This window comes from Pseudomonas sp. GG8, assembly GCF_052976945.1.
Genome location: NZ_JBRIIP010000001.1, coordinates 3,562,501 through 3,588,007, shown reverse-complemented (window position 1 = coordinate 3,588,007; position 25,507 = coordinate 3,562,501). Strand labels below are relative to the sequence as shown.

Sequence of the window (25,507 nt, the reverse complement as noted above, 5' to 3'; positions counted from 1 at the left end):
CAGGGCAGATGTGAACTATTGGAAGATATGATCCGACGAGCTGCCTTAGCTGATGCAGCTAATCGGACGCCTTGCACACGCCTTCAGCGCAGAGGCGAGTAAGGTTCTGGTATGCATATCATTGTTGTCGCTCTGGCAATTTGCTGAGGTGCACCCTTGGGCGGCCAAAGGCCTTCAGCATAATGACGCGCTCTTAGCACACCGCGCTCTTCCAAACTGGAAAACCCCCAGATGTGGGTGATGCGCGGCGGCCCATCAAACGCGTACATATTCAGCACTAGATGAGAGGTATATTCATTTGTCGGCGCAAGAGCATCCTCCCAACTGGCTAGCGTAGGTGTGAGACCTCCCGGCTTAAGAAAATACGTCCTGAATTCATAAAAATTTCCAAACGCCGCGGGGGAAATATCCGCCAAGAACGGAAACCGCATATAGCTTTCCGTGTTCAATCGGATGGCGGGATCAGTGATCCCGAAAGGCGCTTTCACCATCAGCGCTCGGCGACGTTCGTCTTCAAGAGCATCCGCAGTGTCAAACCCGCGCAGGAGTTTAACTTGGAAAAGGTCGCCAATCTCTGAGCGCCAGACACCGAGTAATTGGCCAGGCCCTTGCGCCATCCACGCGCACGCGGCAGTCGCGACGGCGCCCTCTGTGAGCGGTGGACAACTTAGTGTTGTGAGTTCATAAAACATGCGATATCTCGACTATTCAAATCAACAAGACCCCGCCTAGGGTTCATCGTGGGCACGACGACAGAGGAGGAGCGTTTGACACTCATGTCGCATTAGCCAGGGCAGATGGCAATCGTTTGGATGAGTCATCGGCAAGTAAGCCGAATGAAGACTCCCACCACTCAATGGCCAGCGCGCTGATGACGTTCGAACGATGGGTACCTTCACTGGATTTTTGCCAATCCAGTGACACACGATGAGGATAATTGCCGTTAGATACTCGATAAATGGGTGTACATTTGTTTTTTTAACAACGGGTGGTTGTTAATGCTTGATCGACTGACAAGCATGACGGTGTTCGTCCAAACGGTTCGCTATGGGTCCTTCGCTGCCGCAGCGGAAAAGCTCAATATGTCGCCACAGATGGTGGCTAAACATATCGAGGCGCTTGAACAACGGGTGGAAACTCGTTTATTAAATCGGACGACCCGGAAGCAAAGCTTGACGGTATTTGGCCGGCTTTATCTGGACCGATGCCATTCGGTCCTTTCCGAAGTGGAAGCCGCCGACATGCTGGCGCAGTCTTCGCATGCCAGGCCGCAAGGTCGTTTGCGCGTCAATGCCCCTGTTACTTTTGGACGCCACGGGTTGATGCCGGTGGTCACGCAGTTTCTTAATCGCTATCCCGATGTTGACGTTGAGCTGACATTATCAGATCGCCTAATCGATCCGGTCGAAGAAGGCTATGAAGCTGTCGTGCGTCTCGGTCCGCTGCAAAAAAATCTCGCGCTTATTGCACGGCCGTTGCGTACCTATCGTCTTGTAGCGTGTGCATCTCCGGCGTACCTGCTTGCGCACGGTACGCCACAACTGCCGTCGGATCTCATCGACCACGAGTGCCTGGGCTTCGCCCCTTGGGTATCCGACCTCAGTCGGAATTGGCATTTTCAGCAGGATGGACAGATTACGGAGGTGCCGGTGCGCGGCCGCTTGCAGATCAATGACTGGGAAGCACTGCACGTAGCCGCGTGCGACGGCTTTGGCATCTTGATCGGTTACGAGCGTGCCCTTGCGGCCGACCTCGCATCGGGCCACTTAGTTCGAATACTCCCCACTTACGAGGGGCCTGCCCGCCCCATCCACCTGCTTTACGCAGCGGACCATCGGATGACATCAAAATTGCGCTGTTTTGTCGAATATATGATGGAAACTTTAGGTCAGCGTTAAACGTCGGCTCAATGGGTCTTGCAAGTGAAGGCTTCACACACACACACATTGTTAGTATGCGCACGGGCATCAAGCCTTGAGCAGAGAAACCGGTCGCCACTTATTGCGCCAGCAATTGGTCGATTCCAATTGCCCGCTGGGCGACTATCCAGGCATGCAGCATATATATCACCGGTACGGCTTTTCTTGTCGTATTCGGCGCCGTAAATCCGGTTCCAGGTCTCGGACTTCACTTTCGATTTCGTACAGCCACTGATGGATTACAGCGCTTGAAGCTCTGCTTCAAGTGCTGTGGTCTCGGTATCGATCAGGTCATCAAGCAAACTGGCCTGCTGCGAATTCAGCTGCTGCGCTTGGCAAACGTCATGCGCTTGGGCTGCGCGACCTCTCTGTGACCTGCACCCCGAACAGTAATCTTCAACAACCGACAATTTCGCCTGTTCTGTGTACTTTTTCATGACCCCCTCAATGTTGATGTCCAATATTCAGGGGGTCAGATCAAAATACGCGGACACCATCGTCCTTATCGACCGGGTTCGGAAGGTGTGTTCGCTGCCCCCTTACGCAACAGTCGTCAGCCGCCAAATCGCAGGCAAAAAAAACCCCGCATTCGGCGAAGGCGGGGAGGGTTGTAGTGCGGTTCAGTTATTTGAAGGCGGTGCCAGTAGCGACTACGCTGGCCGATGGCAGCAAGTTGCTGATGAAGCGGTTCCAACGGGTGATATTGGCCGGACCGACGAACACCACATCCTGTGCCTCAAGTTCAAATTGACGTGCCAGCACATAGGAGGTCGGTTTTGTTGCGTTGAGGTGGTAGACCGTTGCGCCCTGGCCATCGTTATCCGCAGCGCGAATCACGTAGACCGCATTGCCGTCGGCAGAGTCCGGGCTGAGGCCACCGGAATTGCCAAGGGCTTCCATCAGCGTCACGCTGGTTGTGCCGAAAGAGATCACTTGCGGGCGCATGACTTCACCCAGCACATAGATCTTGTTCTGCGAGTTGCTGTTCAAGTGCAGGTAGTCGCCATTCTTGAGGAGGATTTTGCTCAGTTGCGAACCTTTGCGGTTGAGTGCGTCGATATCGAGCACGTACTCCTTACCGTCACGACTGAGGGTCAACCCCGCCAGGTTGGCGTCGGTCAGGTCCACCCCGGCAGCGCTGATGGCCTGCACCAGACTCAGCGGGATGTTGGTGATCGGTTGCGTTCCAGGATTCTTGAACGCACCTGACAGCACGATGCGCTGGCTGTTGTAACGATAGACTTTGACGTCGACTTTGACCTCGGTGTATTGCGGCAGCAAGCCCATCCTCAACTGTTCGCGTATCTGTGCGACGGTCTTGCCCGCGGCCTGGATCTTGCCGACATAGGGAAAGAACACCGTTCCGTCGCTCAGCACTTCCCGACTGTTGGCATCGAGCTGGTCCAGGGAGCCCGGGGCTGTCAACTCGGGGTGTTCGAAGACGGTCACCAATAAAGTGTCACCTGCACCGACCACGTATTCGGGAGTACGGTAGTTCACCAGCTCCGGCGGCAGCACTGAGGTTTTGGTTGAGATATGTTGTTGCTGCACGCTCTTGGGCGTAATGGCCACGAGGTGGACTTTAGGTTCGTCCGGTCCATTGTCTTCGACTTCATCTGGCGTCATATGCTGCCCGGGAGCAAATGCGCAGCCTTGCAAAATCAGGCTGGAAAGCAGCACAACAGCTAGGGTTCGCTTCATATATTTTATCCTTCCGAAAGGTGCACGGTGCACCACAGTGATTTCATTGCTTCCCTTACCAACACCGGTACCGCGTTATTGCAGTCGTGCACGCCCCGGTTCGCCTCCTCAACGAGCCTGGTTATACAAAAGATAGATGATTTATTTAAAATGCGTTTTTGTTGAGAAAGCCTTTGAACAGGGTCAACAGAATGATTTTTATGTCCAGCCAGATTGACCAGTGTTCGATGTATTCAAGGTCGAATTCGACGCGTTTCTGCATCTTGTCCAGCGTGTCCGTTTCGCCACGCCAGCCATTGATCTGCGCCCAGCCGGTGATTCCCGGTTTGACCTTGTGCCGCAGCATGTAACCGCTGACTTGCTTGCGGTATTGCTCGTTGTGCGCCACCGCATGAGGCCGTGGGCCGACGATGGACATGTCACCGCGCAACACGTTGAAAAATTGCGGCAGCTCGTCAAGTGAGGTGCGACGCAGGAAAGCGCCGAGGGGTGTGATTCGTGCGTCATTGCGCGTGGCCTGACGGACGTTATCGCCGTTTTCCTGCACGCTCATGCTGCGAAACTTCCAGACCATGATTGGCCGTCCATCCAGTCCATAACGACGCTGTCGAAACAGTACGGGGCCGGGGGATGTGAGCTTGATTGCGATTGCAATCAATACCAGGGGTAAGGCGATCATCAACAGAATCAGGCTGGACAGCACGATGTCTTCCACGCGTTTGACCACGCGCGAGGCGCCGTCCATGGGGGAATCGAAAATGCTGATACTGGCCAGGCCGTTGATGCTCTCACTGCGTGCGTGCAGCAGCTCGAACATGAACATATCCGGAATCAGGTACACCGATGCGGTGGTGTCGCTCAAGCCTTTGACCAACTCGCACAGGTGTGGCTGACCGAGTGCAAGGGTGATGTAAATCTTGTCAACGCGACCTTCACGAGCATCGTTGATCAACTGCTCCAGATTGCCCAGTACCGGCACTCTTCGGCCAACGACGGTGAGGTCCATCTGCTGAGGCTCCTCATCGTAGAAACCGAGCAGATCCATGCCCATCCAGGGGGCGCTGGAAATCGAGGTGGCCAAGCGTTCACCACATTGCCCCGTACCGACAATAGCCACGCGGCGAGTGTTAAAGCCTCGCCGCCGCAAGTTGTGCAACAGGCTGCGGATCAATAGTCGATAACTGCACAGCGTCACCAGCACCAGCGCGAACCAGGCCATTTGGCCGTTGTCCGGCACACTGACGTGGTTAAACAGCAGGTAGTTCACCGTCAGCAGGATGACGAACGTCGTCGACCAATAACTGAAGATTTTGGTCAGTTCACGCAGAATGCGTTCTCCGCGCCAAGAGCCATAGAGCTGGTGATACTCGCCGATCCAGTGGAAGACCAGCACCGAAAGCATGATCAGGATCCACGGCTCGGCGCCCATGGGTGAGCCTTCGACCCGGTTCAGCCAATAGCCGCAGAGCACGATGACGGTTAGATCAAGCAAGCGGTGGGCGACGGATAGCAGGGATTGGTTAGCATGCAAAATGCCACGAAATTGTGTGCTCATGACCTGTGCTCGTTCAGAGTGATTTGATCGGAACTACACGTGCGTGGTGATCGGCGACGGCCACTGGCGGAGTAGATACTGCTGCGCTCGCTGGCCGAGGATGGCGCGAGGTGTGCGCGGCGCTCAAGCGTGCTTCGACGAAGTTTTTGATCTCTTGCTCGAAGCGCTCGCAGGAAAAACGCTCGGCGTTGGTGCGACAGGACTGGGCGCTGATCCGGGGCTTGGCGTTTTCGAATTCGCCGATGGCCGCCACCAGTGCGGATACCGTCTGCTGGTGATAGAACACGCCGGTCGGCATGGGATGGTCGAGGCCACAGATGGTTTCAAGCACGCCACCCTTGGCATAGGCGATCACAGGGGTGCCACAGGCTTGCGCTTCTACCGGGCTGATGCCGAAGTCTTCCTCGGCGGCAAAGACAAAGGCCTTGGCGTTGCGCATGTGTTCGAGCAACACGGCAAACGGTTGATAACCCAGCAGGGTCACGTTCGGCGCGTGGATGGCGCGTGCTTTTGCCATTTCCGGACCATCGCCGATCACGATCAGACGTTTGTCCGGCATTGCCGCGAAAGCTTCGATGATCATCGGCATGCGCTTGTAAGGCACCATGCGCGAGGCCGTCAGGTAGTACTCCTGTTTGGTTTCTTGCAGGGTGAACCCCAAGGTGTCCACCGGTGGGTAGATCACTGTCGATTCGCGGCGATAGGCTTTGGAGATGCGCCGGCCAATGAAATACGAGTTGGCGATAAAGTCATCGACCCCGGCGGCGGTGCGTTGATCCCACATGCGTATGTAATGCAGAACTATCCGCGCAAGCTTGCCTTTGAAGCCTTTGTTCAGGCCGGCTTCGTGCAGGTACTGGTGTTGCAAGTCCCAGGCGTAGCGGATCGGCGAATGGACATAGCTGATGTGCAACTGATCGGGGCCGCTCAGCACCCCTTTGGCCACGGCATGGCTACTGGAAATGATCAGGTCATAACCGGACAGATCCAGTTGCTCGATGGCCAGCGGCATCAAGGGCAAGTATTTCTGATAATGGGTTTTGGCTTTTGGCAGATTCTGGATGAACGTAGTCTGAGCCTTCTTGCCACCCAAATGGGCGCGATCCTGATCGCTGAGAAAATCGATCACCGAGAACAGATCAGCCTCCGGCCAGGCCTTTATCAGCGCAGCGAGCACGCGCTCGGCGCCAGCGTAGGTCACCAGCCAGTCATGGACGATAGCAATTTTCATTGGATTTTCTCATGTGTGCACACGCCCGGGTTCAGGCTCGGGCAGGCTGCGTCTTGGTGTGACGATAGTTAAGGCGCGTACCGAGTTTGATAAAAGGCAGTTCGACACAGCATCAACACTGATGGGCGCAACAGATTCCGCGAATGACTGATCGCACCCAGCCATAGCAGCAATAGGAATACTTCAAGACTTGCTGGAAGACGATTTCGCAGGAATGCTCTCGTTAACAGCCTGCTTCGTCGCCGTGTGCCGGGGCAGTTCTGGGGCGCTGGGTTGTGTGAGCACGGCATCGATGCGTTGGGAAACGCGGCGGGCCGAGTCCTCCCAGGAAAACCGTGTCACGTTGTTCAAGCCGCGACGGCGCAGAGATTGACGTAACGAAATATCGGTAAGAATGCGCTCCATGGCCGAGGCAATATGGCCGACGTCCAGCGGGTCGAAGTACAGCGCGCTGGCTTGCAGCACCTCGGGAATCGATGCGGCATTGGCTGCCAGTACCGGGCAACCACAGGCCTGTGCTTCCAGCGGCGGGATGCCGAAGCCCTCATACAGTGAGGGGAATACGAAAGCTGTTGCGCCCTGATATTGTGCTATCAGCTCGGTGTCGCTGAGCCTGCCGAGAAAGTGGATGCGGGGATCGCTGCTGGCCAGACGTTGCAGGCTAGGGTCAGAGAAGATTTCGCTCGCGGCACCGACAATGTGCAATTGCAGATCCTCTTGTGTACGCAATGTCAGGAATGCTTCGATCATGCGACTGAAGTTTTTGTGCGCACTGGGTGAAGACACCGCCAGCAGGTAGTTTTGCTTGTTGGTGAGTGGCGGCCCCGGTTGAAAGTCGTCGCTGACCGCATTGGGTACTACGAAAATCTTGCTCTCGGGGTAGTTATAGAACTGTGAAATTTCCCCTTTCGAAAAATTGCTCACGGTCAACAGCGCTTTGATCCGCATCAGCAGGATGGGGGTCATCACCCGATACAGGGTACGAAATGCGCGGGTGTAGCTTTCCGGGTGACGTACGTAAGTGATGTCGTGGTGGGTGGCAATCTGGTTGCCATACATCAGCGGCGCAGTGCTGCACAGTGACACTAGCAATGGGTTGCCCTGGCGACGCAGATACAGCGGCAGGTCCAGTTGTTCCCAGAGGTGACCGCTATTGCGGCCAATGCATTGCACCTCTAGCGCCTTGGCGCTTTCGTGCATTTTAATGCCATGAGGGGCAACAAAGACCACGTCGTCTCGCATCTGCTTGAGCGCCAGACAGGTCTGCTCAGCGAACCGTTGCACACCGCGCAGTTCCTGAGTGAGAAAACGAGCATTGATCACAATCATCGGAGGCGACCTGAGGGGAAGGTTGAAGGGTAAAAATAGGGTCAGTTGCCGGCCATGGCTGTAAGGGCGCGCAATTTACCGGGCTAAAGAGCGGAGGTTTGATGCCCAGGCTGATGATTTTAGGAAAACCGGTTATAGGGAGCAGTGCCGAGCAGCGACTGTCGTCGCATTGCCAGGCAATACCGCTGTCGAAACGGCCCTTTTCGGGCTCGCCGGTGTCAATGATCTGTACATTGCCACGCTGCGCGCTGCTGGCATCTATGTGTATCTGCTGCGGGTTCTCGCCTGCGCTCCAGGCCACCAGTATCTGTTCCGGGCCTTTGGAGAAACGCAGGAGGTAAGTCGAGCCTTCCACTCGGCTTTTTTCCGGCTCATAACTGTATTCGCGTAACGTTGGACTGATTGCCTTGAGGGTCAGGTAGGCCGGCTTGATCGTCATGTCTTGCTCCAGCAGGCCGAAATTCTGTTTCAGATCGCTGCGGTCTTCGCCGTCATTGAGGAGGTCATACCACCACATGCCCTTGATATCCGGCACGGTACGCACCAGAAAGAAGCTGCGGGCGAGGTACGCAGCTTGGGTTTTTTCATCCACGCCGCACTTACCTTCGTTGCTGGGCCAGCCCATTTCAGTCAGGTACAAAGGCACTGGTTTGCCCGCAATCGACCTAAAATTTGCATCCACCTCGCGCAGCCAGGCAATCCAGTGTTCCGGGGTATGGCGCTCGACATTCCGGCAATACACAGACGGATGCAGTGACAGGCCATCCACTTTGGACAGCACATCCGCTTCGAGTAAACGATCAGCGAATCCCAAGTCGATTCCTCTGCTGGTGATAGCGCCCGCCAGAATTTTTACAGGATGGTTTTGCTCTCGAATACGCTGCACAGTTTCATTAATCAAGGCGATGTAATCGGCTGAGGAACCCGCATCGGCCGGGTTCTCTGAGTCCCACTCATTCCATATTTCGAAAAAATCGACGCGGCCCCTCAACTTCCTAGTGACGAAACTTGCATAGTTGCCGAAGGCTGCCCTGACTTGCGGCTCGCGGGGTTTTGCATTGTTGGCGTAAAACGGGTTGCCATAACCCAGTACCAACAGCGGTCCTAATCGATGTTCGTGCGCTTTGCTCAACCAGTCTTTCCAGGCCGGGTCGATATGTAACTGGCCACGCCGGGGTTCAGCCGTCGACCAATAGGCTTCGTCACGTACCGAGTCGATCCCAGCGTCGCTGATCAATTTCATGGCGCTGGCCGATGAGTCGTTTTTATTGAGCAGGTGAGTACCAACGCCAACGATGAACGATTCATCACCCATGGCTGCGATGCTGAGAAACAGGCTCGTGAGAAATAACGTCAGTTGCTGGCGTGACGTGGTTAGATTAGGAGTGAGCATGTTTCGTCTCAGTGAAGAAACAACGGTCCGGAGCGGTTGCTCAGGGTCACGGGCCGGGCAATACCGAATGGGACAGGGGTTGATCTTCATGCCGTACGATTTTGTCCAGAAGGGTCTGGGCGAAAATACTTTGATAGCTGTCGAGCATCAGGTCCAAGTTGAGTAGCGAAGCGACGCTCGTACGTGCCTGGCCGCTAAGCCGGCTGAGCAGCTTCGGCTGCTGATGCAAGCTCAGCATGGCCAAACCTAGTGAGTCCGGGTCATCGGGGTTACATAGCAGGCCGTTGAGCCGATCCTGAATGAGCTCGGGCAACCCACCCATACGGCTGGCGATAACCGGCAGTGAATGGGCGCACGCTTCAACGGCGACCATGCCGAAGGGCTCGTTCCAGATGGATGGCACTACAGCCACATCAATCTGGCTGTAGAACTCCGACGGCACTTGGTAACCGACAAAACTGATGTTTGGCGAGGTCACCAACGCCTTGAGCCGCGCTTCATCATTGCGCTGGCCGCGTCCGGCAATCTGTAATGTGGCGTCGAACGGCAGGCGTTGGAATTGGTCGATCAGCCAGTGCACGCCCTTCGCCTCGGACAGCGTGCCCATGTAGCCAAAACGCAGCGGTTCCTTAGTGTTCAGGGCATTGGCGTGCCGAGGCTTTACCGTTGGCGCGGGGAATGGGCTGCTGTTGTGCACGACATAGGCCTTGGCACCCTGGAAATAGCCTTGGCCTTGCAAGGTGTCGAGCATGAAACGACTTACTCCAACCACGGTATCGACCTGGGCCGAGCGCGAGTCATAGCCCTTGCGAAACACTTTGCAGCTGAAGCACTGGCGCTCACAGTTTTTGCCGTTTTTGAACATCGTGCTACTGGGGCAGAGCAGGTACATGTCATGCAATACCTGGACAATAGGTAAGTCAGCTGCGCGGATCTCGTCCCAGGCTGAAACCGACCAACCACTCAGATTGTGGCAGACCACCACATCTGGCTGCTCTGCGCGGATGACATCACGTACATACTCGCGCATGTCGCTGTTATAGCGGTCGCGCATATGCCAGCGTAGTCGACTCAACTGCCCGGGGCGCTGCTCGGTATGGTGCCAATAGAGGTTGCGCAGGCCCGCGCGATAAACCTTGATCTGGTTTAGCGAGTCTTCCCTCAGCCCCGGCTCTGGTGCAGTGGCTAATACCACCACCTTGCAGCCACGTGCTTGCAGGCCTTCCGCAGTGCGCTGCAGGATGATCTCTGCGCCGCCGCCGATATGTGGAGGATAAAGACTGTTGATGAACAGTACTTTCATAGTGGATACGACTGATGTAGCCCTAGCACGCCGGACTCACCGTCGTGAATGGCCTTTTCGATCAGGCTCAAGCGTTGTTCTGCGCCACGTCGTTTGGCGATCACCCGCAGCAGGCGAAAGAACACCCAGCGGTTGAGACTGTACAGCCATGACGATGATGCCCAGATGTTCTTGTCGAACCATGCCTGATTACGCGCGCCGTAATAGGCGCGCAGGTCTGAACCACCCAGCAGGAAGCTTTCATAGATGTTGTTGGTTTTGGCCTTGATGTTCCACGACTCTTCCAGGTCGTCGAGGAGCGCGTCGGGGACCAGGAATATCCGGCCGCCGCCAGCGGTGATACGCCAGGTGTATTCACTGTCATCCGCATACAGCAACAACGCGTCCAGCGGCAGACCTATTTTTTCATACAGGCTGCGGTGGGCGAGCAAGCCGCCATAGGTCGCGAACGGTAATTGCACCATGGGCATTTGCGACTGCTTGGCCCGAGGATGGCCCCAAGGCAAGCGCCGCCAAATCTTGTAGGGCAACTGGGCGATATGGAAACCGAAGAAGCTCGAGCGCCGCTGAATGGCGAAGCGCTTGGGGACACCGGCGGCGAAGTCTGCCTGATGGGTCGGGCGGAATCCCAATACGGCGGCTTTCTCACGGCCATCAATGCGCTCGCGTTGATACAGGCATTGGTGCAAGGTCGCGATGGCATTGACGGTCGGCGCGTTATCGTCGTCCATCAGCCAGATGTAATCGGCACCGGCATCCAGCGCAGCCTTGATACCTACGGAGTAGCCTTTGGCAGAACCGGTGTTGTGCTGCAGGTAAATGATTTGAACCTGGCCGGGCCAGGCCCGAGTCAGGGATTCGAGTGGCGCCACCGACGCATTGCTGACGATGATTACCCGTTCGATCTGGGGGCTGGCCAAGGAACGACCGACCAGCGTTTGCAGGTAAGACAAGCGATCACCATAGGTGAGTGTCACCAGCGTTGTTTTAGGGGTCATGGTGAGTTCCAGGCGATTAGAAAAAATCGAAGGTCTGTGCAAGCGACCTTTCAGACTCGCGCTTCCATCCTTGCCAGGCTGCTGATGGGCAGCGTGACCTTTTGTTCACGTTGCAGCAGATTGAGCAGGATCACTGCACGCTCTTCGCCGTCCGCGGTGAGGAAAATCGCTTCAATGTCGCAGAAACCGCCGGACTTAATGAGTACGTGCTCGCCCTCTTGAAACTCCGGCTGTGGGGCAGGGGACAACAGTCGTTGGCGAATTTGCTCAATCAGTTCGTCCTGCACCGGCACCGGATGTCCACCGAAGGTGACGATGCGCGCTACCCCACGCGTTGAGCGGATCGGGTACCAGTTGTCGTGCACCTGATCCATGCGGATAAACAGGTAGCCGGGGAATAACTCTTCCTCGCTGACGGCCCGTGGATTGCGCTTCTTCGGCGCCGCTGCTTTGAGTGGGCGATAGCATTCGAACTGCTGACGTTGCAGGTGCTCTTCAGCGCGAGCTTCCTGACGCGGCTTGGTCTGGATTAGATACCAGCGAGCGGGGCTTTCCGTGTAAGACATATGTTTACTCCACTGCAATCCGGGTTTGACTGGGTAGTACAACATCAGGTGTTCAGGCGGTGGCGGCCAAGGCCTTATGTCCATGAGGCGCGGTGCTGTTACTGAGCGAGTAGCACGACAGCAGTTGTTGAACTTGCTCGACACAGTTGAACATCAGTACATCAATGATCGACAGATTGGCTACGAAGGGATCTCTGTATTGCCGATAGTCGATGGGGTCGATTTTGAAGAACTGCAGCGACAGGTCATGTCGCGCAAAATACTCAGGGTCATACAACTCAGCCCCGCCAATGGGATTGAGATAACGCTCGCAAGCAAGATTGCGCACGATTCGTACCACCCGATCCTGTTTGTCGATGGGGGGGCCGATGTCCAAATCAGAGCTACGAAAAATCGGCGTATCAATGTGCAGATAGGCGCACATTTCCCTGATCGAATGTTCGATGTAAAGCGCCAGGTTCTGTTGAGGGAAGTTTATCAATCGCTCCAGTAAGGGCATGACTTGAGCAAAGTACGGAGCCTTGCGATAACTTTGGGTGATCAGGCTTATCAGGCGTTGAGCCTCGTCGGCGAAGTTGTCGCACAGTTCACGCTGGTTGATCGGCAGATCGAATCGATCCCGTTTCAGCGGAAAGGTAATCAGTTTGGCTTCGCCGTTGTAAAGGATGCGGTTGCGGTTGACCCAACCCGACCTGATGTACTGCAAGTCATCGCCAAGGACGAAGACATCGCTTGATGCAATCAGTTGGAAGTAACCCAGGTAGGGAAACAGGTACGGCTGCATCATTGCGAGCGTCTTGGCCATGTTCATCTCCTTGATGTCAGTGATATCCGTGCGTTCACTTTCGAGCGGGACTGTAGTCATATCCATAGGCTGAGCAGTCATAGGCATTGTTCGATGCCTTGCGCAAAACGCCATTGAAAATGGCGCCTTTGATGACCACACCGTTTTGGCCCAGACGGCGTTTGCAGGCTTCGATTTCCTTGACGGTGCTCAGGCCGAAACGGGTGACCAGTAAACAGGTGCCCGCCTGGCGTCCGACCAAGGTGGCGTCGGTCACAGCGAGGATCGGTGGCGTATCGATAATTACCAAGTCATAGAGCGGCGACAAGTCGCTGAGTAGCTTGTTGAAGTTGTCGTGCATCAACAACTCCGACGGGTTGGGTGCAGCAAAACCACAGGAGATAAAGTCCAGATTAGGCACTTCGGTGGCGTTGATCACTTCCCGGCTTGTCAGGCGAGCGGCGAGCGTATCGGACAGACCGTGTTTAGGGTGCAGGCCGAATACCTTGTGCAAATAGCCCTTGCGCATATCAGCGTCGATCAGCAGTACACGCTTACCCGTCTGGGCAATGATCACCGCCAGGTTGCTGGACACGAACGACTTGCCCGAACCGGGTGACGGGCTGGAAATCATCAATACATTGTTACGTGCTTCGAGCATCGCGAAGTGCAGGCTGGTGCGCAGACTGCGCAGCGACTCCACGGCCAACTCGGAGGGTTCGGAGACGCTCAGCAACTTCGATTCCTTGCCCGCGGAACGGCTCTGGTTATGTTTTTCCAGGCGCTCTTGTTTTCGCGAGTACGGCAGCGAGGCATAAACTGGCATGCCCAGGTTTTCGATGATTTCCGGGTTGTCCACGCCGCGATAGAACGCTTGGCGCAGGAATACCACGATGACTGCCACCAATGCGCCAATCAAGGTTGCGATAACCACGATCAGTTTGCGCATGGGCCTGACTGGCTCTTCGACATTGACGTCAGCGTTGTCGATGATGCGTACGTTACCGATGCTGCCGGCGCGAAGGATGTCCTGTTCCTGGCTCTTGTTCAGCAGCAAGGTGTAGGTCTGAGTGGTGACTTGCATGTCGCGCGTCAAGCGCAGCAACTCTTGCTGGGTGACAGGCAACGCCTGGATTTTTTTCAACAGGCCTTGTTTCTGTGCTTCAAGTTGACCCATCTGAGTCATCAGCGCGCGGTAGGTAGGGTGTTCGCGGGTGTACAGCCGTTCAACCTCGACCCTTTTGAGTTTCAGTTCGGAGAGCATGGAGTCGAGGTTGACTACTTGGTCGAGCACTGATTTGGTTTCGATGCTCAGGTCCACCGATTTTGCGCTGGCCTGGAAAGCGTTCAGGGCTTGCTCTGATTGCTCAAGCTGCTTACGTACCAGCGGCAGTTGCGAGCGCAGAAACTCCAGGCGCTGTGCGGCTTCGGCAGAGCTGCGTTCAACGTTCTGGCGCACGTACAGGTGGCTGACTTCATCGAGGATAATCTTGGCCTGTATGGGGTTGGTGTCCTGAATGGACAGGTAAATGATCCCTGAATCCTTGCCGGCTTCATTGATGGTCAGGCGGCCCTGATATTCCAGTGCGCTGGTCAGCGTGCGCTCTTTGGTCAGCTTGAACTCAGTGCCGGGGCGAGCCTTAAGCGTGGCCACTTGGATTTTTACGCCATTGCCTTCGACGGTCTGATTGGTCTGGCCCTTGAGCAGCAGCTTGCTTTTTTTGTCATACAGCGAGAACGCGTCTGCTCCGTCGGCCACCAGTGTCATCGGTTCGCCGAGCAGTGCGTCAGGAACTTCCAGCTGGAAGACGCTGATTTGTTCGCCCCCCCACGCGTAGTTCTTCAGGCCGAACAAGGGTTCAGCGAAGCTGCCTTCGGTTAGCGGTTTGTAAGTTCGGGCCATGTATGCGCCGAACACAGGGAAGTACCGTGGCTTCTGGATAATGTTGAGCTTGAGGTCTTCGACCACACGGCCGAGCACGGCCCGCGACTTGATCAGCTCGATCTCGGTAGTGGCCTGAGACACAGACATAGGCTTGCCACTGACTTCGGTAGTCGCTTCAATGCCGATTTTTTTAGGCTCGATTTGAATCATCGCAGCGGCTTGATAGGCCGGTGTCGCGAGCAGGGCGTAGGCCACGCCGATCAGGCAAAAAAAGCTGATGATCGAGGCGATCAGACCCTTGTGATCAAACAATGTGCGCAAGATAGTTGCCAAATCGATCCGGGTGTCCTGGTAATAGTCCAGGGAAGAGCGGTTCATAGCGGTCATTTATCTTGTTACTCCTGACTGTAGGTAAGGGAGCCAGTCATCGACACAACGCGAAAGGTGCTCGAAGGTCTGTTCGAAGGCTAGTTTCGGGCGCCGGTAGGGGTCGGCTATTTCCAGCTCGTGTTGCCATTTGCCAATCAAAAACACTTTGCCGCGCGCTTCTGGAGCCAGTTTCAAAATACTTTGCATCTGCGCCTGTTCCATGAGCAGGATCAGCTCGGCCTGGCGCAACATCTGTCGGTCGACCTGACGCGCCTCATGGCGGTGAGCAGGCACTTGATGCGTCTTCAGGACTTCGCGGGCCAGAGGGTCCATCGGCGCGCAAAGCATTGCGTGAATCCCTGCCGATGAAATCTGCACACCGGATGCCTGCACGCGTTGGCGGAACATCGCCTCAGCCATCGGGCTGCGGCAGATATTGCCGACGCAGATCACTAACAGGTTATTGAACATGACCTTTGCTGCCCGACAGCATCAGCCACAGACGTTTGTTTAGATTGACGCTGACGTTACGTGCCACCAGCAGCAACGCGTGTAGTTTGTTCAGCGGCCTTATGGCCGACAGCGACAAACCAAACACCTGAATCAGAAAGTATTCATACAATTCCTGATTGCCAATACGGTTGTAGTAGTTGGCCAGGCTGGTGCATGTCTGCAGGCTCATGTGCAATTTCCGTTTGTGCGATCGCATGGAGAAAACTCCACCCGGATGCAGGCGGTACATGGCAGGCTTGATCTCGGCGAGGAATTTACCTTTGCCAAATGCGCCGAGCAGCGACCACCAACACAGGTCGTTGAGTGGCGCGAGGAGCAACTCTGGCGGCAGCTTGAAAAAGACATTACGAAAGCACACGGTCAGCGTTGAAATCGGTCGGGCCTTTTGCAGTTCGATGGCGCTGGCGTCGCGACGTAATTCGCCCTGTAACTGGATGCCTCGCTCACCATCGTGGTCGAAGGACATGGCGTCGTGATAGGTCAGTGCGTAATCCGGATGACTCTCGAGGAAGTCCACTTGGATTTGAAGTTTGCGTGGGTCGGTCCAGTAGTCGTCGGCCTCGCAATAAGCGATGTAGCGTCCACGCGCTTCCTTGAACAGTGCCGGTACGCAGGGATTGCCTTGCTGGTACTGATTAACGTCTTGATAAAACGGCCTGATGATTCCTGGATAACGTTCGGCATACTCGGCGATGACGCGCGCAGTGCCATCGGTGGACGCATCGTCGTTGATCAGGATTTCGAAAGGAAAATTCGTTTGTTGTGCCAGAAAGCTTTCTAGCGTCTGGGCGATAAACGCCTCCTGGTTATAGGCGGGGCAGACGATGCTCAACAGCGGCTCGGGAGCGCGCGGCTCAGTGGTGGCATTTTGCGAGGTGGCATCCATGGCTCAAGTACTCGGTTTGCTGAACAAAATGAAAATCTTCACGGCCAGAGGCTTATAGCTTGCTGCCACCAGCGTCAGGGTTACCAGACCACACACCGCCAGGCCCATGAACGTCGTGATGCGGTCATCACCTGCAATCATGCGAAACAGCGGTTCGCTGATAACAATCCCGATCGCGGTCATCAGGCTGATACGCAAAATATCGTGTAGCCATCGGCCATTAATGCCTGGTGCCAATCGGTTGTGCACGATCGGTGGCCAGATCAGGAAAGACACTAGGCGCAGAGCGAACCAGGCCACTGCTGCGCCGTAGGCGCCTTGATAATGGATGGCCAGAAGCATCACCGGCACGGTCACTACGGCTGACACCACGCTGTACCAAACATGCAACTCGATCTTTCCATGGGCGTATTGCAGGTAAAACTGGAAGGCACTGGCGGCCATGATCGCGCTGCCCAATGAGTACCAGAGGAGTATCGAATGGCTCCATTGGGCAGCAACGTGGTCACCGGTCCAAGCGTAAATCAGCGGTTCGGCGTGCACCCCGATCACCGCAGCCAGTGGAAACAGAACGGTGCACACGAATCGGTTGGCGGATAGAAACAGAGCATGCATATCGTCCTGACGGCCTTCTGCCATCAGTACAGTCAAGCGGGGTAATAGCGTTTGCGCCAGTGGGTTGGCCAACATCAGGATGCCGGTGCTGATAAGTGCTACCAGCGAGAAATAACCGTACTCTTTGAGCAGCAGCATTTCCGAGAGCAACACCTTGTCTATCTGAGTCAAGACGATCCACAACACGGTTGTCAGGGACATGCTGGCCGCAAACGGAATGATCGGCTTGACCAGTGCCCAGTTGAAACCGCTCAACAGATGCGGGGTTGGCATTTGCTGGTAGGCCCGGGCCGCGAAGATCAAGGTTTCGATCAATCCCACCAGCACCTGGAATTCGAAAAAGTCCCGAGGGTCGTTCGAAATGGAACTGACCAGTAGCAACCCGCCGAAATAGCGCAGGGTGGCAATGATCACATTGGCGATGTTTAGCCACGCGTGTTGTTCCAAACCTTGTATGCCGCTTTTGTAGAGCGTCGAATACAGGCGCAAGGCGATGATCAGCCCCATCATGCTGATACAGCTGATAAGGGTTTGGTGATCCAAGACCTGAGCGTTGAGCCATTTCACTGCAATCCATGGGCTGGCCGCGTAAATCACCACGCAGCACAGTACTGCCAGTGGCACGAAGATAATCTCGAACGAGCGCAGCAAATGCCCCGCGTTTCGTTCTTCAGTCGGCAAACTCTGCTGGTGCGCAACAGCACGAACCAGGCTGGGTGACATCCCTGCATCAAGTAGCTGTAGCCATGCCTGCATGACGGAAAAGAAACCGATCAGGCCATACGCTTCGGCCCCTAGATGGCCGAGGTAGAACGGCATTATCAGAATGCCAACCAGCAGCGCGTAGGCCTGTCCGGCATAGCTCAAGGTGGTGTTTCTGATGACGGAAAGTTTTCTCGGCATGGCGTTTAGATAACCTGAGCGAAGGCCGTATCTTTAAAGCTGATCGGGCCAAGACTGCATTCAGTGATAAGGGTGTCGATGATCTTGTCTTGGTCATCGTGTGCCAGCCCCGGATAGATCGGCAGGCAAAGTACGCGCTGGCTCAAGGCTCGCGAATCGCTCTGGGCGGCTTGGGGCTGCAGGTATTCGAGGGTGTCCAGAGACGGGTAGAAATAACGCCGAGGGTTGATGCCTTTATTGTTAAGGGCTGTCCGCACCCGTAATAGTTGTTGTTCACTGTGTAGGCCGATGGGGAAGTAGCTGTTGTTAAGCTCGCTATTGGGTGTGGCTTGTTGAAAATCCACGTAATCGCCCAGCCGAGACTGATAACGATGAGCGATTTCAGCACGCTGTTCGAAGATGCTGTCGATGTCGTCGAGAATGCACAGCCCCATGGCCGCCGAAAACTCGTTGAGTTTGGCGTTAATCCCTAGGCCGTCGATTTTGTCGGTGTCGGCGATGCCGAAGTTGCACAGCAGGTACACACGCCGGGCCAGCTCGTCATCGTTGGTGATGATCGCTCCACCCTCAATGGTATGGAATAACTTGGTCGCATGAAAACTGAGTGTGCTGATGTCGCCCCACGTGAGCACCGACTGACCGGCATGACGAACCCCGAATGCATGGGCACCGTCGTAGACGGTTTTTAGTTGGTGTTTACGCGCAATTTGCTCGATGCGTTCGACCGCACAAGGGTTGCCAAACACATGCGTACCCACGATCGCCGTGGTATCGGAAACGATCCTGCTTTCGATGTGGTCGGGGGAGATGTTCCAGGTGCGCGAGTCAATGTCGGCGAAGATCGGCCGAATACCTTCCCACTGTAACGAACTGCTGGTCGCTACAAAGCTGAACGGTGTAGTCACAGCGCTGCCGCTCAGACCCAGTGCGCGATAAGCGACCTGCAGGGCCAGCGTGCCATTATTGGTCAGCAGCACATGTTTAACGCCCAAAAAAGCCTTGAGGCGCTCCTGCAACTCGCACACCAAGGGACCATGATTGGTTAGCCAGCCCCGTGCGTAGATGCCTTCTACGTAGGTTTTGAACTTGTTGATGTCTCCGAGGTAGGTCTTGGTCACGTTGATCATCGAAGCCTCCATGTCTGACGCTGAATAGTGATAGCGAGCATTGAAGTACTGAACTAACCGAGCGTTGATGTGGGCGGCTAACTGCCTGTTTTTCGGCTGACCAACCGGGCTCGACGTTGGTTGATTTTAAGAATGATTCGTGTGGCAAGGCTGCCCGCATGAGGATCGCCATAATGAAAGATGGCGGTCGCACGTTTCAGGTCGGGGCCGACAGTACGGTTTGCATGCAGCGAGCGATAACCCCAGAAGAAATAGATGCTGCCCGGCTCCAACTGCAATGTGGTGGGCTTGAACCAGCCGCGTTGCATTGCCAGGCACATCAACGTGCGACTGAAACGATTTTGCAGCAGCGCTTTTTCAATAACATTGAGGACCACGCTCGAGCGCACGGTTCGTAAGTTAGGAAACAGAACTAAATCTCCGCGCTCTTCACCGTCTTGCGGAATAAAGATGGGAACCAGTGCGGTCACTAGACTGGCGTCGTAATGAAAGCAATTGGACTCCCGTTGTCCCTCGTTCCCTTGTACACAGCGAAGGACCGGAAAAATCTGGTCACTGATGGCCTGTTTGTTTGCGGCTTCGCGATACAACCTGGCCAGCAATGCCTTGAACCGGGGGTCGGCCCAGATATTCACCAGCAGGCTGCCAGCTAATGCCTGTTCGCCGTGATAGGCAAAATACTCGCCGGGATGGAGGTTCGCGTGGTGGTCGGTGTAGGTGCGCAGCTGTTGTAGATCGGCTTCGCTGACGACACCTCTCAGTTGGGCAAAGCCATTGGTATCAATCTCATTGGCCAGCTTTTTTACGTGCGGCTCATCAATGTCAAAAGATAAAGGCATCGCTTCAGGCTCTTTATAGGTAAGTAAGTGAGCGGGACGGCCATCCGGTGCAGCTGCCATTGCTGAGGGGCATGCATTACAAACAAACACCTTCACATCACATCGTTTAAACACGCTACCGCCCGAATCTGCTGATCCCGCCGCGGCCTGGTGACTGAATAACAATGTTTAAACGTTCGTTTAAACGTTCACGCTGTAACTTAGACGAGCGGTCGAAGTAAACCCTCAGGCAATGCTACCGCCCGACCGAGCACGCTCAGTAAAAAAACAAGTGTTCAATTAGTTAACGGACTCCCACAGGCGCAAGAAACTGCACCGTGCCTAAAACTAATTTTGTGTGGGCAGAACTGTAGAACGTGTTGGCTTGACGCGTTGCGCGCTCTGCTCTTTGACAGGGCTGCATTGGCAACGAATCGTCTGACAGACATATATATCGACGGCGGCGTCCTTTCTGTCAAATTATTTCGTCAAGAAACTGTTAAATTTTTGATAAACGGTTTTGTTGTGATTATAAGCTATTGATTTTATTAAGAGTTAAAAAACCATCGCCTGCACCGCTTAGGTGCTGCGACGTTTTTTAGACGCATAAGAAAGGCGGGAATAATGCAATTAATCACGGTGAAGTCTGGGCAAGTAATCACCGGTCCGCAGTGAGTGTAGTTGGCTTTTATTAAAGGACACAAACTGCTCGAATGAGTGCATTGGCACTGTTGTAACTATGGTGTTGAGTGGTTTTTGCTGGGCGCGGTTTTTGAAAGTTGAGCGGGTCGATTCCTGGTCTCCGCAGAGGGGGTTCACTTTTTATCAGTTGAATGTGGCGGTTTAGGACTCAACTGCCAGCAGACGTAGAAATAACCCTTATGTCTAGTAGGGCTATTTGACAAAAGACGAGTATCGTCCATGACGCTGATCACCTTGAGCCGACAGGCAAGGATGAGCCCGGATCAGTGGGGTAAGCGTGCTTGGGTTAGGGTGATATTTTTTATATGCATTTCAGGAATATATAAATAATAATTAATAATTTTTTGATCTATTTAAAATCAGGCACTATCAAGCTTTCGACGCTTCGACATCACGCAAACATTCCAGCGTTCTGGGTTGTGCGCCTCAGAGTTATCTGTCTATGAAAAGCCTTCCGCTGTATTTCGATTACGCCGCTACCACACCTGTGGATGAGCGTGTCATTAAGGTCATGGTCGAGTGTCTGGGCCGATCCGGGAATTTTGGTAATCCTGCATCCAGCTCCCATCTATATGGTCAGCAGGCCCGGCAAGCTGTCGAACAGGCCCGTCAACAGATTGCCGATCTTGTCGGCGCAAAGGCCACGCAAATAGTCTGGACGTCCGGTGCGACCGAGTCGAACAACCTGGCGCTCAAGGGCGTTGCACAGGCTCGAGTGCAGCGGGGTGGGCATATCATCACCAGCCAGCTTGAGCACAAGGCGATTCTCGATACGGCGCAGCAATTGCAAGCGGCTGGCTACGAGGTGACTTACCTGGCGCCGGATGCTCAGGGTTTGATCGCTCCTGCAGTTGTCAGCGCCGCGCTTCGAGAGGACACCTTTCTGGTGTCCCTGATGTTGGTCAATAACGAGTTGGGCACGCTCAACGATATTGCAGCCATAGGCCAACTCGTCCGTGAGCACGGCGCGCTGTTCCATGTCGATGCCGCTCAAGGTGCTGGCAAAGTAAGCATTGATCTGGCCGCGCTGGCGGTTGATCTGATGTCGTTCTCCGCACACAAAGTCTACGGTCCAAAAGGTATTGGTGCGCTCTATGTCGGGCCGCGTGCCGACCAGCGCTTGCAGGCTCAGATCCATGGTGGCGGACACGAAGGGGGGCTGCGTTCGGGCACGCTGGCCACCCATCAAATTGCGGGCATGGGTGCTGCTTTCGCTTTGGCTGCCGAAGTGTTTGAGCATGAGACTGCTCAGATCGAGCGTCTGCAATTGCGCTTGCGGCAGCAACTGGCCGAGATTCCGGGCTTGCGCGTCAATGGCTGCCCTACCCAGCGGGTCGCGCACACCCTGAGCCTGACCTTTGGCAAAGGCGATCTGAATCTGGATGCACTGAGCAGTGACTTGGCCTTTTCGTCCACGTCAGCCTGTAACTCGGCAAAAAATGCACCGTCGCATGTGCTTCTTGCCCTTGGTCACGATGTGCAGTCTGCGCGTCAGACCATTCGCTTGAGCCTCGGGCGCTTCACCACGGAGGACGATGTTGACCGTGCCGTCCGGTTGATCAAGGCCTCATTGACCGAGCCTGCCTTCTGGGCAGTTGCTCAGCCGTGAGTGCTGCTCCATTATCTGAACCGGAACATGCCAATTACCGGTTCAGCGGGAGAGTCAATGAGTACGCAGTCGAAAACCAACGGAGTGGTCGCCGAACGTTTGGCGCAAGTGCGCGCCCTGATGAGCCGGGAGCGTATCGATGCTTACCTGGTGCCGTCGGCGGATCCACACCTTTCTGAATACCTGCCGGGCTATTGGCAGGGCCGGCAGTGGCTTTCGGGTTTCCATGGCTCGGTCGGTACCCTGATCATCACCCAGAGTTTTGCGGGTTTGTGGGCCGACAGCCGTTATTGGGAGCAAGCCACTAAAGAGCTGGCGGGCAGTGGCATCGAGTTGGTGAAATTGATGTCGGGCCAGCCTGGGCCGCTGGATTGGCTGGCTGAAAAGGCCACGAGCAAAAGTGTTGTCGCCGTGGACGGTGCCGTGCTGGCGGTTGCTTCGGCGCGTACGCTCGCGGCCAGGTTATATGAGCGTGGCGCTAGTTTGCGGACGGATTTTGATCTGCTCACAGAACTATGGCTTGACCGTCCTGGGTTGCCGACCAATGCCATTTATCAGCATTTACCACCTCAGGCGAGCGTGAGTCGAGGCGACAAACTGGCCAAATTACGTCAGGCGTTGCAAGAGCGCGGTGCGGATTGGCATTTCATAGCGACCCTAGATGACATCGCCTGGCTGTTCAATCTGCGCGGTGCCGATGTTTCCTATAATCCTGTGTTCATCTCCTTTGCCTTGATTGGTCCTCAACGGATCAGTCTGTTTGTCGACTCCGTCAAAGTTGATGCTGAGCTGCGCCAGGCACTGGAGGGGGAGGGCATCACACTCGTCGAATACACCAACGTTGCCTCGGCGTTGCGTGATGTACCGGCCGATGCACGGCTACTGATTGACCCGACGCGTGTCACCTGTGGCTTGCTGGATCACCTTAAAGCCGAGGTGAGACTGGTTGAAGGGCTCAACCCGACAACGTTGTTCAAGTCGCAAAAAAGCGATGCCGATGTTCAACACATCCGTCAGGCCATGGAACAGGATGGTGCTGCACTTTGTGAGTTCTTTGCCTGGCTGGAAACGACGCAGGGAAAGGAGCCGGTCAGTGAGTTGTCCGTTGATCTTCATTTAGGTCAGGCTCGCGCCCGTCGTCCGGGCTATGTCTCACCAAGCTTCGCCACCATTGCGGGTTTCAATGCCAATGGGGCCATGCCGCATTATCGTGCCACCGAGCGCGAGCATGCGCAGATTGAAGGTGATGGCCTGCTGCTGATCGATTCGGGCGGTCAATACCTGGGTGGCACTACGGACATCACGCGGATGGTGCCCATCGGAACACCCAGCGCCGAGCAAAAACGTGATTGCACGCGTGTACTCAAGGGTGTGATCGCGCTGTCTCGGGCACATTTCCCGCGCGGGATCGCTTCACCGTTGCTGGATGCTATCGCTCGAGCGCCGATCTGGGCTGAGGGCGTCGATTATGGTCACGGGACCGGGCATGGTGTCGGGTATTTCCTCAATGTGCACGAGGGACCGCAAGTTATCGCCTATCAAGCCGTTGCAGCACCGCAAACGGGGATGCTGCCGGGCATGATCACCTCTATTGAACCGGGCACGTACCGTCCTGGTCGCTGGGGGGTGCGCATCGAAAACCTGGTGCTCGCGGTTGATGCCGGGAAAACCGAATTTGGTGAGTTTCTCAAATTCGAAACCCTGACCCTGTGCCCTATTGATACCCGTTGTCTTGAGGTTTCCTTGCTGGCCCAAGACGAGCGTGACTGGCTAAATGCCTACCATGCTCAGGTCAACAAGCGTCTCAGCCCATTGCTGCAAGGGCCAGCTCTGGAGTGGTTGCGTACACGCACCGTCGCGGTCTAACCCGTCGATTGCGCTGCCGGCTCATACCTGCGGCGCAGCGGCGAAGGCTTCGACCCTATAGTCGACCGTGCGAGTTCGGTTGTGGCTGAAAGCCCGGCGCGGGCCGCGCTGTCGCAATGCATCGGTGCATCGGTGGTTGCGAGAATGCTGTCTACTCCCCGGATTCAACAGCAAGTTCTCGATGTCAGTCACGATTGGCTGGTCCGGCAAATCGATGCGCAAGGGGTGAGCGAATAAGCGAATAGAGCTACTTGCAGATGATGATCATGCTGCGGCTGGTATAGCCCGCTGGGTTGAGACCAAAAGGGTAATCACCTGGATCTTCCACAGCGTCGCCGGATTTGGCGATGAGTTTATAGCCTTTCGCGTCGCATGAGCTGGCCGCCAGTTCATAGCATTTGTCCCAGGAAGAGGTGAGTCCGGAGCAGTTGATATGAAGTCCGCGTTTGCCGATCTTCACCGGTTTGTAGGTCGCTGCACAGCCAACGAGCGCCAGTAATGCCAAGACGATCACTATGTGTTTCATTTCTTTCCTTACCTGGCGAATGCATGAATGCCAGCGCTTTGCTCTAAATTCACGTGTGTGCATGACCGGTGCCGGTGACGTCCAGGTCGGGATGAAGCTCCAAGGGTAATAGCGGTTACGGAGCTCAACATGGCTCAACCGCGTTACAAATGCTAGAGGCGTTTTATATCTGCCCCGAAAGCGGGGTCAGTCAGCGGGTACCAACGCTGGTCGTTTTGGGCGCATGGTCAGTGTCGCACCCACCGAAGCCAGAATGATTGAGCCAATGGCTAGCCACTGCGTCAGCGTAAGGCTTTCATGCAGGAAAAGTAGTCCGGACAGTGCCCCAAACGCGGGTTCGATACTCATTAATGTGCTGAAGGTTCGGGCGGGCAAGCGCGTCAACGCCATCATCTCCAGGCTGTAGGGCAAGGCGGTCGACAGAATTGCCACGCCTAACGCGGTCGTGAGCAACGCCGGGTTGAGCAATGCCGAGCCTGCGTGCACGATCCCGATAGGCGCAATGAATATCGCCGCAATCAATACGCCTAGCGCTGCGGTCTGAATGCCGTTGTCCGCGCCAGCTTTTTGGCCGGACACGATATACATCGCCCAGCAGACCCCTGCGCCGAGTGCGTAGCCTATCCCGGTCAGGTCGATATTCGCGCCGCTCTCCCCGGTCGGTATGAGCAGCAGCAAGCCTGTGACAGCCAGGATTATCCAGACAAAGTCAATTGCCCTGCGCGAAGAGAGGAGAGCCACGGTCAATGGTCCTGTGAACTCAAGCGCGACGGCGATCCCAAGTGGCACGGTGCGTAAGGACATATAGAAGAGGAAGTTCATGCCGCCCAGCGCGATGCCATAGATGATGACGGTGCGCAATGACTTGGCGGTCAACGTCGCTCGCCAAGGACGTAGGACCAGCAACAG

The 25,507-nt window shown here is 55.4% G+C and carries 23 protein-coding genes (1 of these 23 cut by a window edge); 4 read left to right on the top strand and 19 right to left on the bottom strand.

What is annotated here, in order from left to right; genetic code table 11:
* Positions 1 to 83: 83 nt before the first annotated feature.
* Entirely contained in the window at positions 84 to 692 is a 609-nt protein-coding gene (locus ACVBEG_RS17405; protein WP_447108147.1) for an NIPSNAP family protein, read from the bottom strand.
* Between the two features lie 306 nt (positions 693 to 998).
* Between ACVBEG_RS17405 and ACVBEG_RS17400 the strand changes: the two genes are divergently transcribed.
* Complete coding sequence (locus ACVBEG_RS17400) at positions 999 to 1,898, top strand: LysR family transcriptional regulator (protein ID WP_322178375.1); 900 nt, start codon at positions 999 to 1,001, stop codon at positions 1,896 to 1,898.
* 260 nt (positions 1,899 to 2,158) lie between these two features.
* Here ACVBEG_RS17400 and ACVBEG_RS17395 read toward each other — a convergent pair whose 3' ends face one another.
* From ACVBEG_RS17395 to ACVBEG_RS17320, 16 genes are all read right to left on the bottom strand, one after another.
* Positions 2,159 to 2,356, bottom strand: a complete 198-nt coding sequence (locus tag ACVBEG_RS17395; protein WP_447108146.1) for a hypothetical protein — start codon at positions 2,354 to 2,356, stop codon at positions 2,159 to 2,161.
* A 187-nt stretch (positions 2,357 to 2,543) separates the two neighbouring features.
* Positions 2,544 to 3,620, bottom strand: coding sequence for a polysaccharide biosynthesis/export family protein (locus ACVBEG_RS17390; protein ID WP_322178376.1), 1,077 nt, complete (start codon positions 3,618 to 3,620; stop codon positions 2,544 to 2,546).
* A 145-nt stretch (positions 3,621 to 3,765) separates the two neighbouring features.
* The gene (locus ACVBEG_RS17385) at positions 3,766 to 5,175 is read right to left on the bottom strand and encodes an undecaprenyl-phosphate glucose phosphotransferase (protein WP_322178377.1); all 1,410 of its coding nucleotides are present in this window, start codon (positions 5,173 to 5,175) and stop codon (positions 3,766 to 3,768) included.
* Between the two features lie 13 nt (positions 5,176 to 5,188).
* Positions 5,189 to 6,406, bottom strand: a complete 1,218-nt coding sequence (locus ACVBEG_RS17380) for a glycosyltransferase family 4 protein (protein ID WP_322178378.1) — start codon at positions 6,404 to 6,406, stop codon at positions 5,189 to 5,191.
* A gap of 183 nt (positions 6,407 to 6,589) precedes the next feature.
* Positions 6,590 to 7,735: a glycosyltransferase family 4 protein gene (locus tag ACVBEG_RS17375; RefSeq protein ID WP_322217094.1), complete on the bottom strand. Its 1,146-nt coding sequence runs from the start codon at positions 7,733 to 7,735 to the stop codon at positions 6,590 to 6,592.
* Complete coding sequence (locus ACVBEG_RS17370; RefSeq protein ID WP_322178380.1) at positions 7,674 to 9,128, bottom strand: hypothetical protein; 1,455 nt, start codon at positions 9,126 to 9,128, stop codon at positions 7,674 to 7,676. Before ACVBEG_RS17370 ends, ACVBEG_RS17375 begins: the two co-directional genes overlap by 62 nt.
* A 46-nt stretch (positions 9,129 to 9,174) precedes the next feature.
* Positions 9,175 to 10,431 carry a glycosyltransferase family 4 protein gene (locus ACVBEG_RS17365; RefSeq protein ID WP_447108145.1) on the bottom strand — a complete coding sequence of 419 codons (1,257 nt, stop codon included), beginning with the start codon at positions 10,429 to 10,431 and terminating at the stop codon, positions 9,175 to 9,177.
* Positions 10,428 to 11,429 carry a glycosyltransferase gene (locus ACVBEG_RS17360; protein WP_322217089.1) on the bottom strand — a complete coding sequence of 334 codons (1,002 nt, stop codon included), beginning with the start codon at positions 11,427 to 11,429 and terminating at the stop codon, positions 10,428 to 10,430. The genes ACVBEG_RS17365 and ACVBEG_RS17360 overlap by 4 nt, the downstream gene beginning before the upstream one ends.
* Before the next feature lie 50 nt (positions 11,430 to 11,479).
* Positions 11,480 to 11,995, bottom strand: coding sequence for a transcription/translation regulatory transformer protein RfaH (rfaH, locus tag ACVBEG_RS17355; protein WP_322178383.1), 516 nt, complete (start codon positions 11,993 to 11,995; stop codon positions 11,480 to 11,482).
* Positions 11,996 to 12,047: 52 nt separating this feature from the next.
* Positions 12,048 to 12,800: a WbqC family protein gene (locus ACVBEG_RS17350; RefSeq protein WP_443690324.1), complete on the bottom strand. Its 753-nt coding sequence runs from the start codon at positions 12,798 to 12,800 to the stop codon at positions 12,048 to 12,050.
* Between the two features lie 34 nt (positions 12,801 to 12,834).
* Entirely contained in the window at positions 12,835 to 15,051 is a 2,217-nt protein-coding gene (locus ACVBEG_RS17345) for a polysaccharide biosynthesis tyrosine autokinase (RefSeq protein WP_322178385.1), read from the bottom strand.
* On the bottom strand, positions 15,052 to 15,504 hold the full coding sequence (locus ACVBEG_RS17340; RefSeq protein ID WP_322178386.1) for a low molecular weight protein-tyrosine-phosphatase: 453 nt from the start codon (positions 15,502 to 15,504) through the stop codon (positions 15,052 to 15,054).
* The gene (locus ACVBEG_RS17335) at positions 15,494 to 16,432 is read right to left on the bottom strand and encodes a glycosyltransferase family 2 protein (RefSeq protein WP_322178387.1); all 939 of its coding nucleotides are present in this window, start codon (positions 16,430 to 16,432) and stop codon (positions 15,494 to 15,496) included. The genes ACVBEG_RS17340 and ACVBEG_RS17335 overlap by 11 nt, the downstream gene beginning before the upstream one ends.
* A 3-nt stretch (positions 16,433 to 16,435) precedes the next feature.
* Complete coding sequence (locus tag ACVBEG_RS17330; protein WP_322178388.1) at positions 16,436 to 17,950, bottom strand: lipopolysaccharide biosynthesis protein; 1,515 nt, start codon at positions 17,948 to 17,950, stop codon at positions 16,436 to 16,438.
* Positions 17,951 to 17,955: 5 nt separating this feature from the next.
* Entirely contained in the window at positions 17,956 to 19,077 is a 1,122-nt protein-coding gene (locus ACVBEG_RS17325) for a DegT/DnrJ/EryC1/StrS family aminotransferase (RefSeq protein WP_447108144.1), read from the bottom strand.
* 77 nt (positions 19,078 to 19,154) lie between these two features.
* A complete protein-coding gene (locus ACVBEG_RS17320) occupies positions 19,155 to 19,916 on the bottom strand; it encodes a hypothetical protein (protein WP_322183077.1) in 762 nt (253 codons plus the stop codon).
* A 1,123-nt stretch (positions 19,917 to 21,039) separates the two neighbouring features.
* Here ACVBEG_RS17320 and ACVBEG_RS17315 point away from each other — a divergent pair.
* The 3 genes from ACVBEG_RS17315 to ACVBEG_RS17305 all read left to right on the top strand — a co-directional run bounded on the left by ACVBEG_RS17315 (position 21,040) and on the right by ACVBEG_RS17305 (position 24,309).
* Positions 21,040 to 22,206: a cysteine desulfurase family protein gene (locus ACVBEG_RS17315; protein ID WP_330200853.1), complete on the top strand. Its 1,167-nt coding sequence runs from the start codon at positions 21,040 to 21,042 to the stop codon at positions 22,204 to 22,206.
* A 57-nt stretch (positions 22,207 to 22,263) separates the two neighbouring features.
* Positions 22,264 to 24,072, top strand: coding sequence for an aminopeptidase P family protein (locus ACVBEG_RS17310; protein WP_322178391.1), 1,809 nt, complete (start codon positions 22,264 to 22,266; stop codon positions 24,070 to 24,072).
* A gap of 81 nt (positions 24,073 to 24,153) precedes the next feature.
* The gene (locus tag ACVBEG_RS17305; protein WP_322178392.1) at positions 24,154 to 24,309 is read left to right on the top strand and encodes a hypothetical protein; all 156 of its coding nucleotides are present in this window, start codon (positions 24,154 to 24,156) and stop codon (positions 24,307 to 24,309) included.
* Between the two features lie 10 nt (positions 24,310 to 24,319).
* Here the strand turns inward: ACVBEG_RS17305 and ACVBEG_RS17300 are convergent, their stop codons facing one another.
* Positions 24,320 to 24,598 carry a hypothetical protein gene (locus ACVBEG_RS17300; RefSeq protein WP_322183079.1) on the bottom strand — a complete coding sequence of 93 codons (279 nt, stop codon included), beginning with the start codon at positions 24,596 to 24,598 and terminating at the stop codon, positions 24,320 to 24,322.
* 186 nt (positions 24,599 to 24,784) lie between these two features.
* A protein-coding gene (gene rhtA / locus ACVBEG_RS17295; RefSeq protein ID WP_322178393.1) for a threonine/homoserine exporter RhtA crosses the window boundary here: on the bottom strand, positions 24,785 to 25,507 show its 3' portion. It continues 165 nt past the right edge of the window; only the last 723 of its 888 coding nucleotides appear in the window; the start codon falls outside the window, past its right edge; the stop codon is at positions 24,785 to 24,787.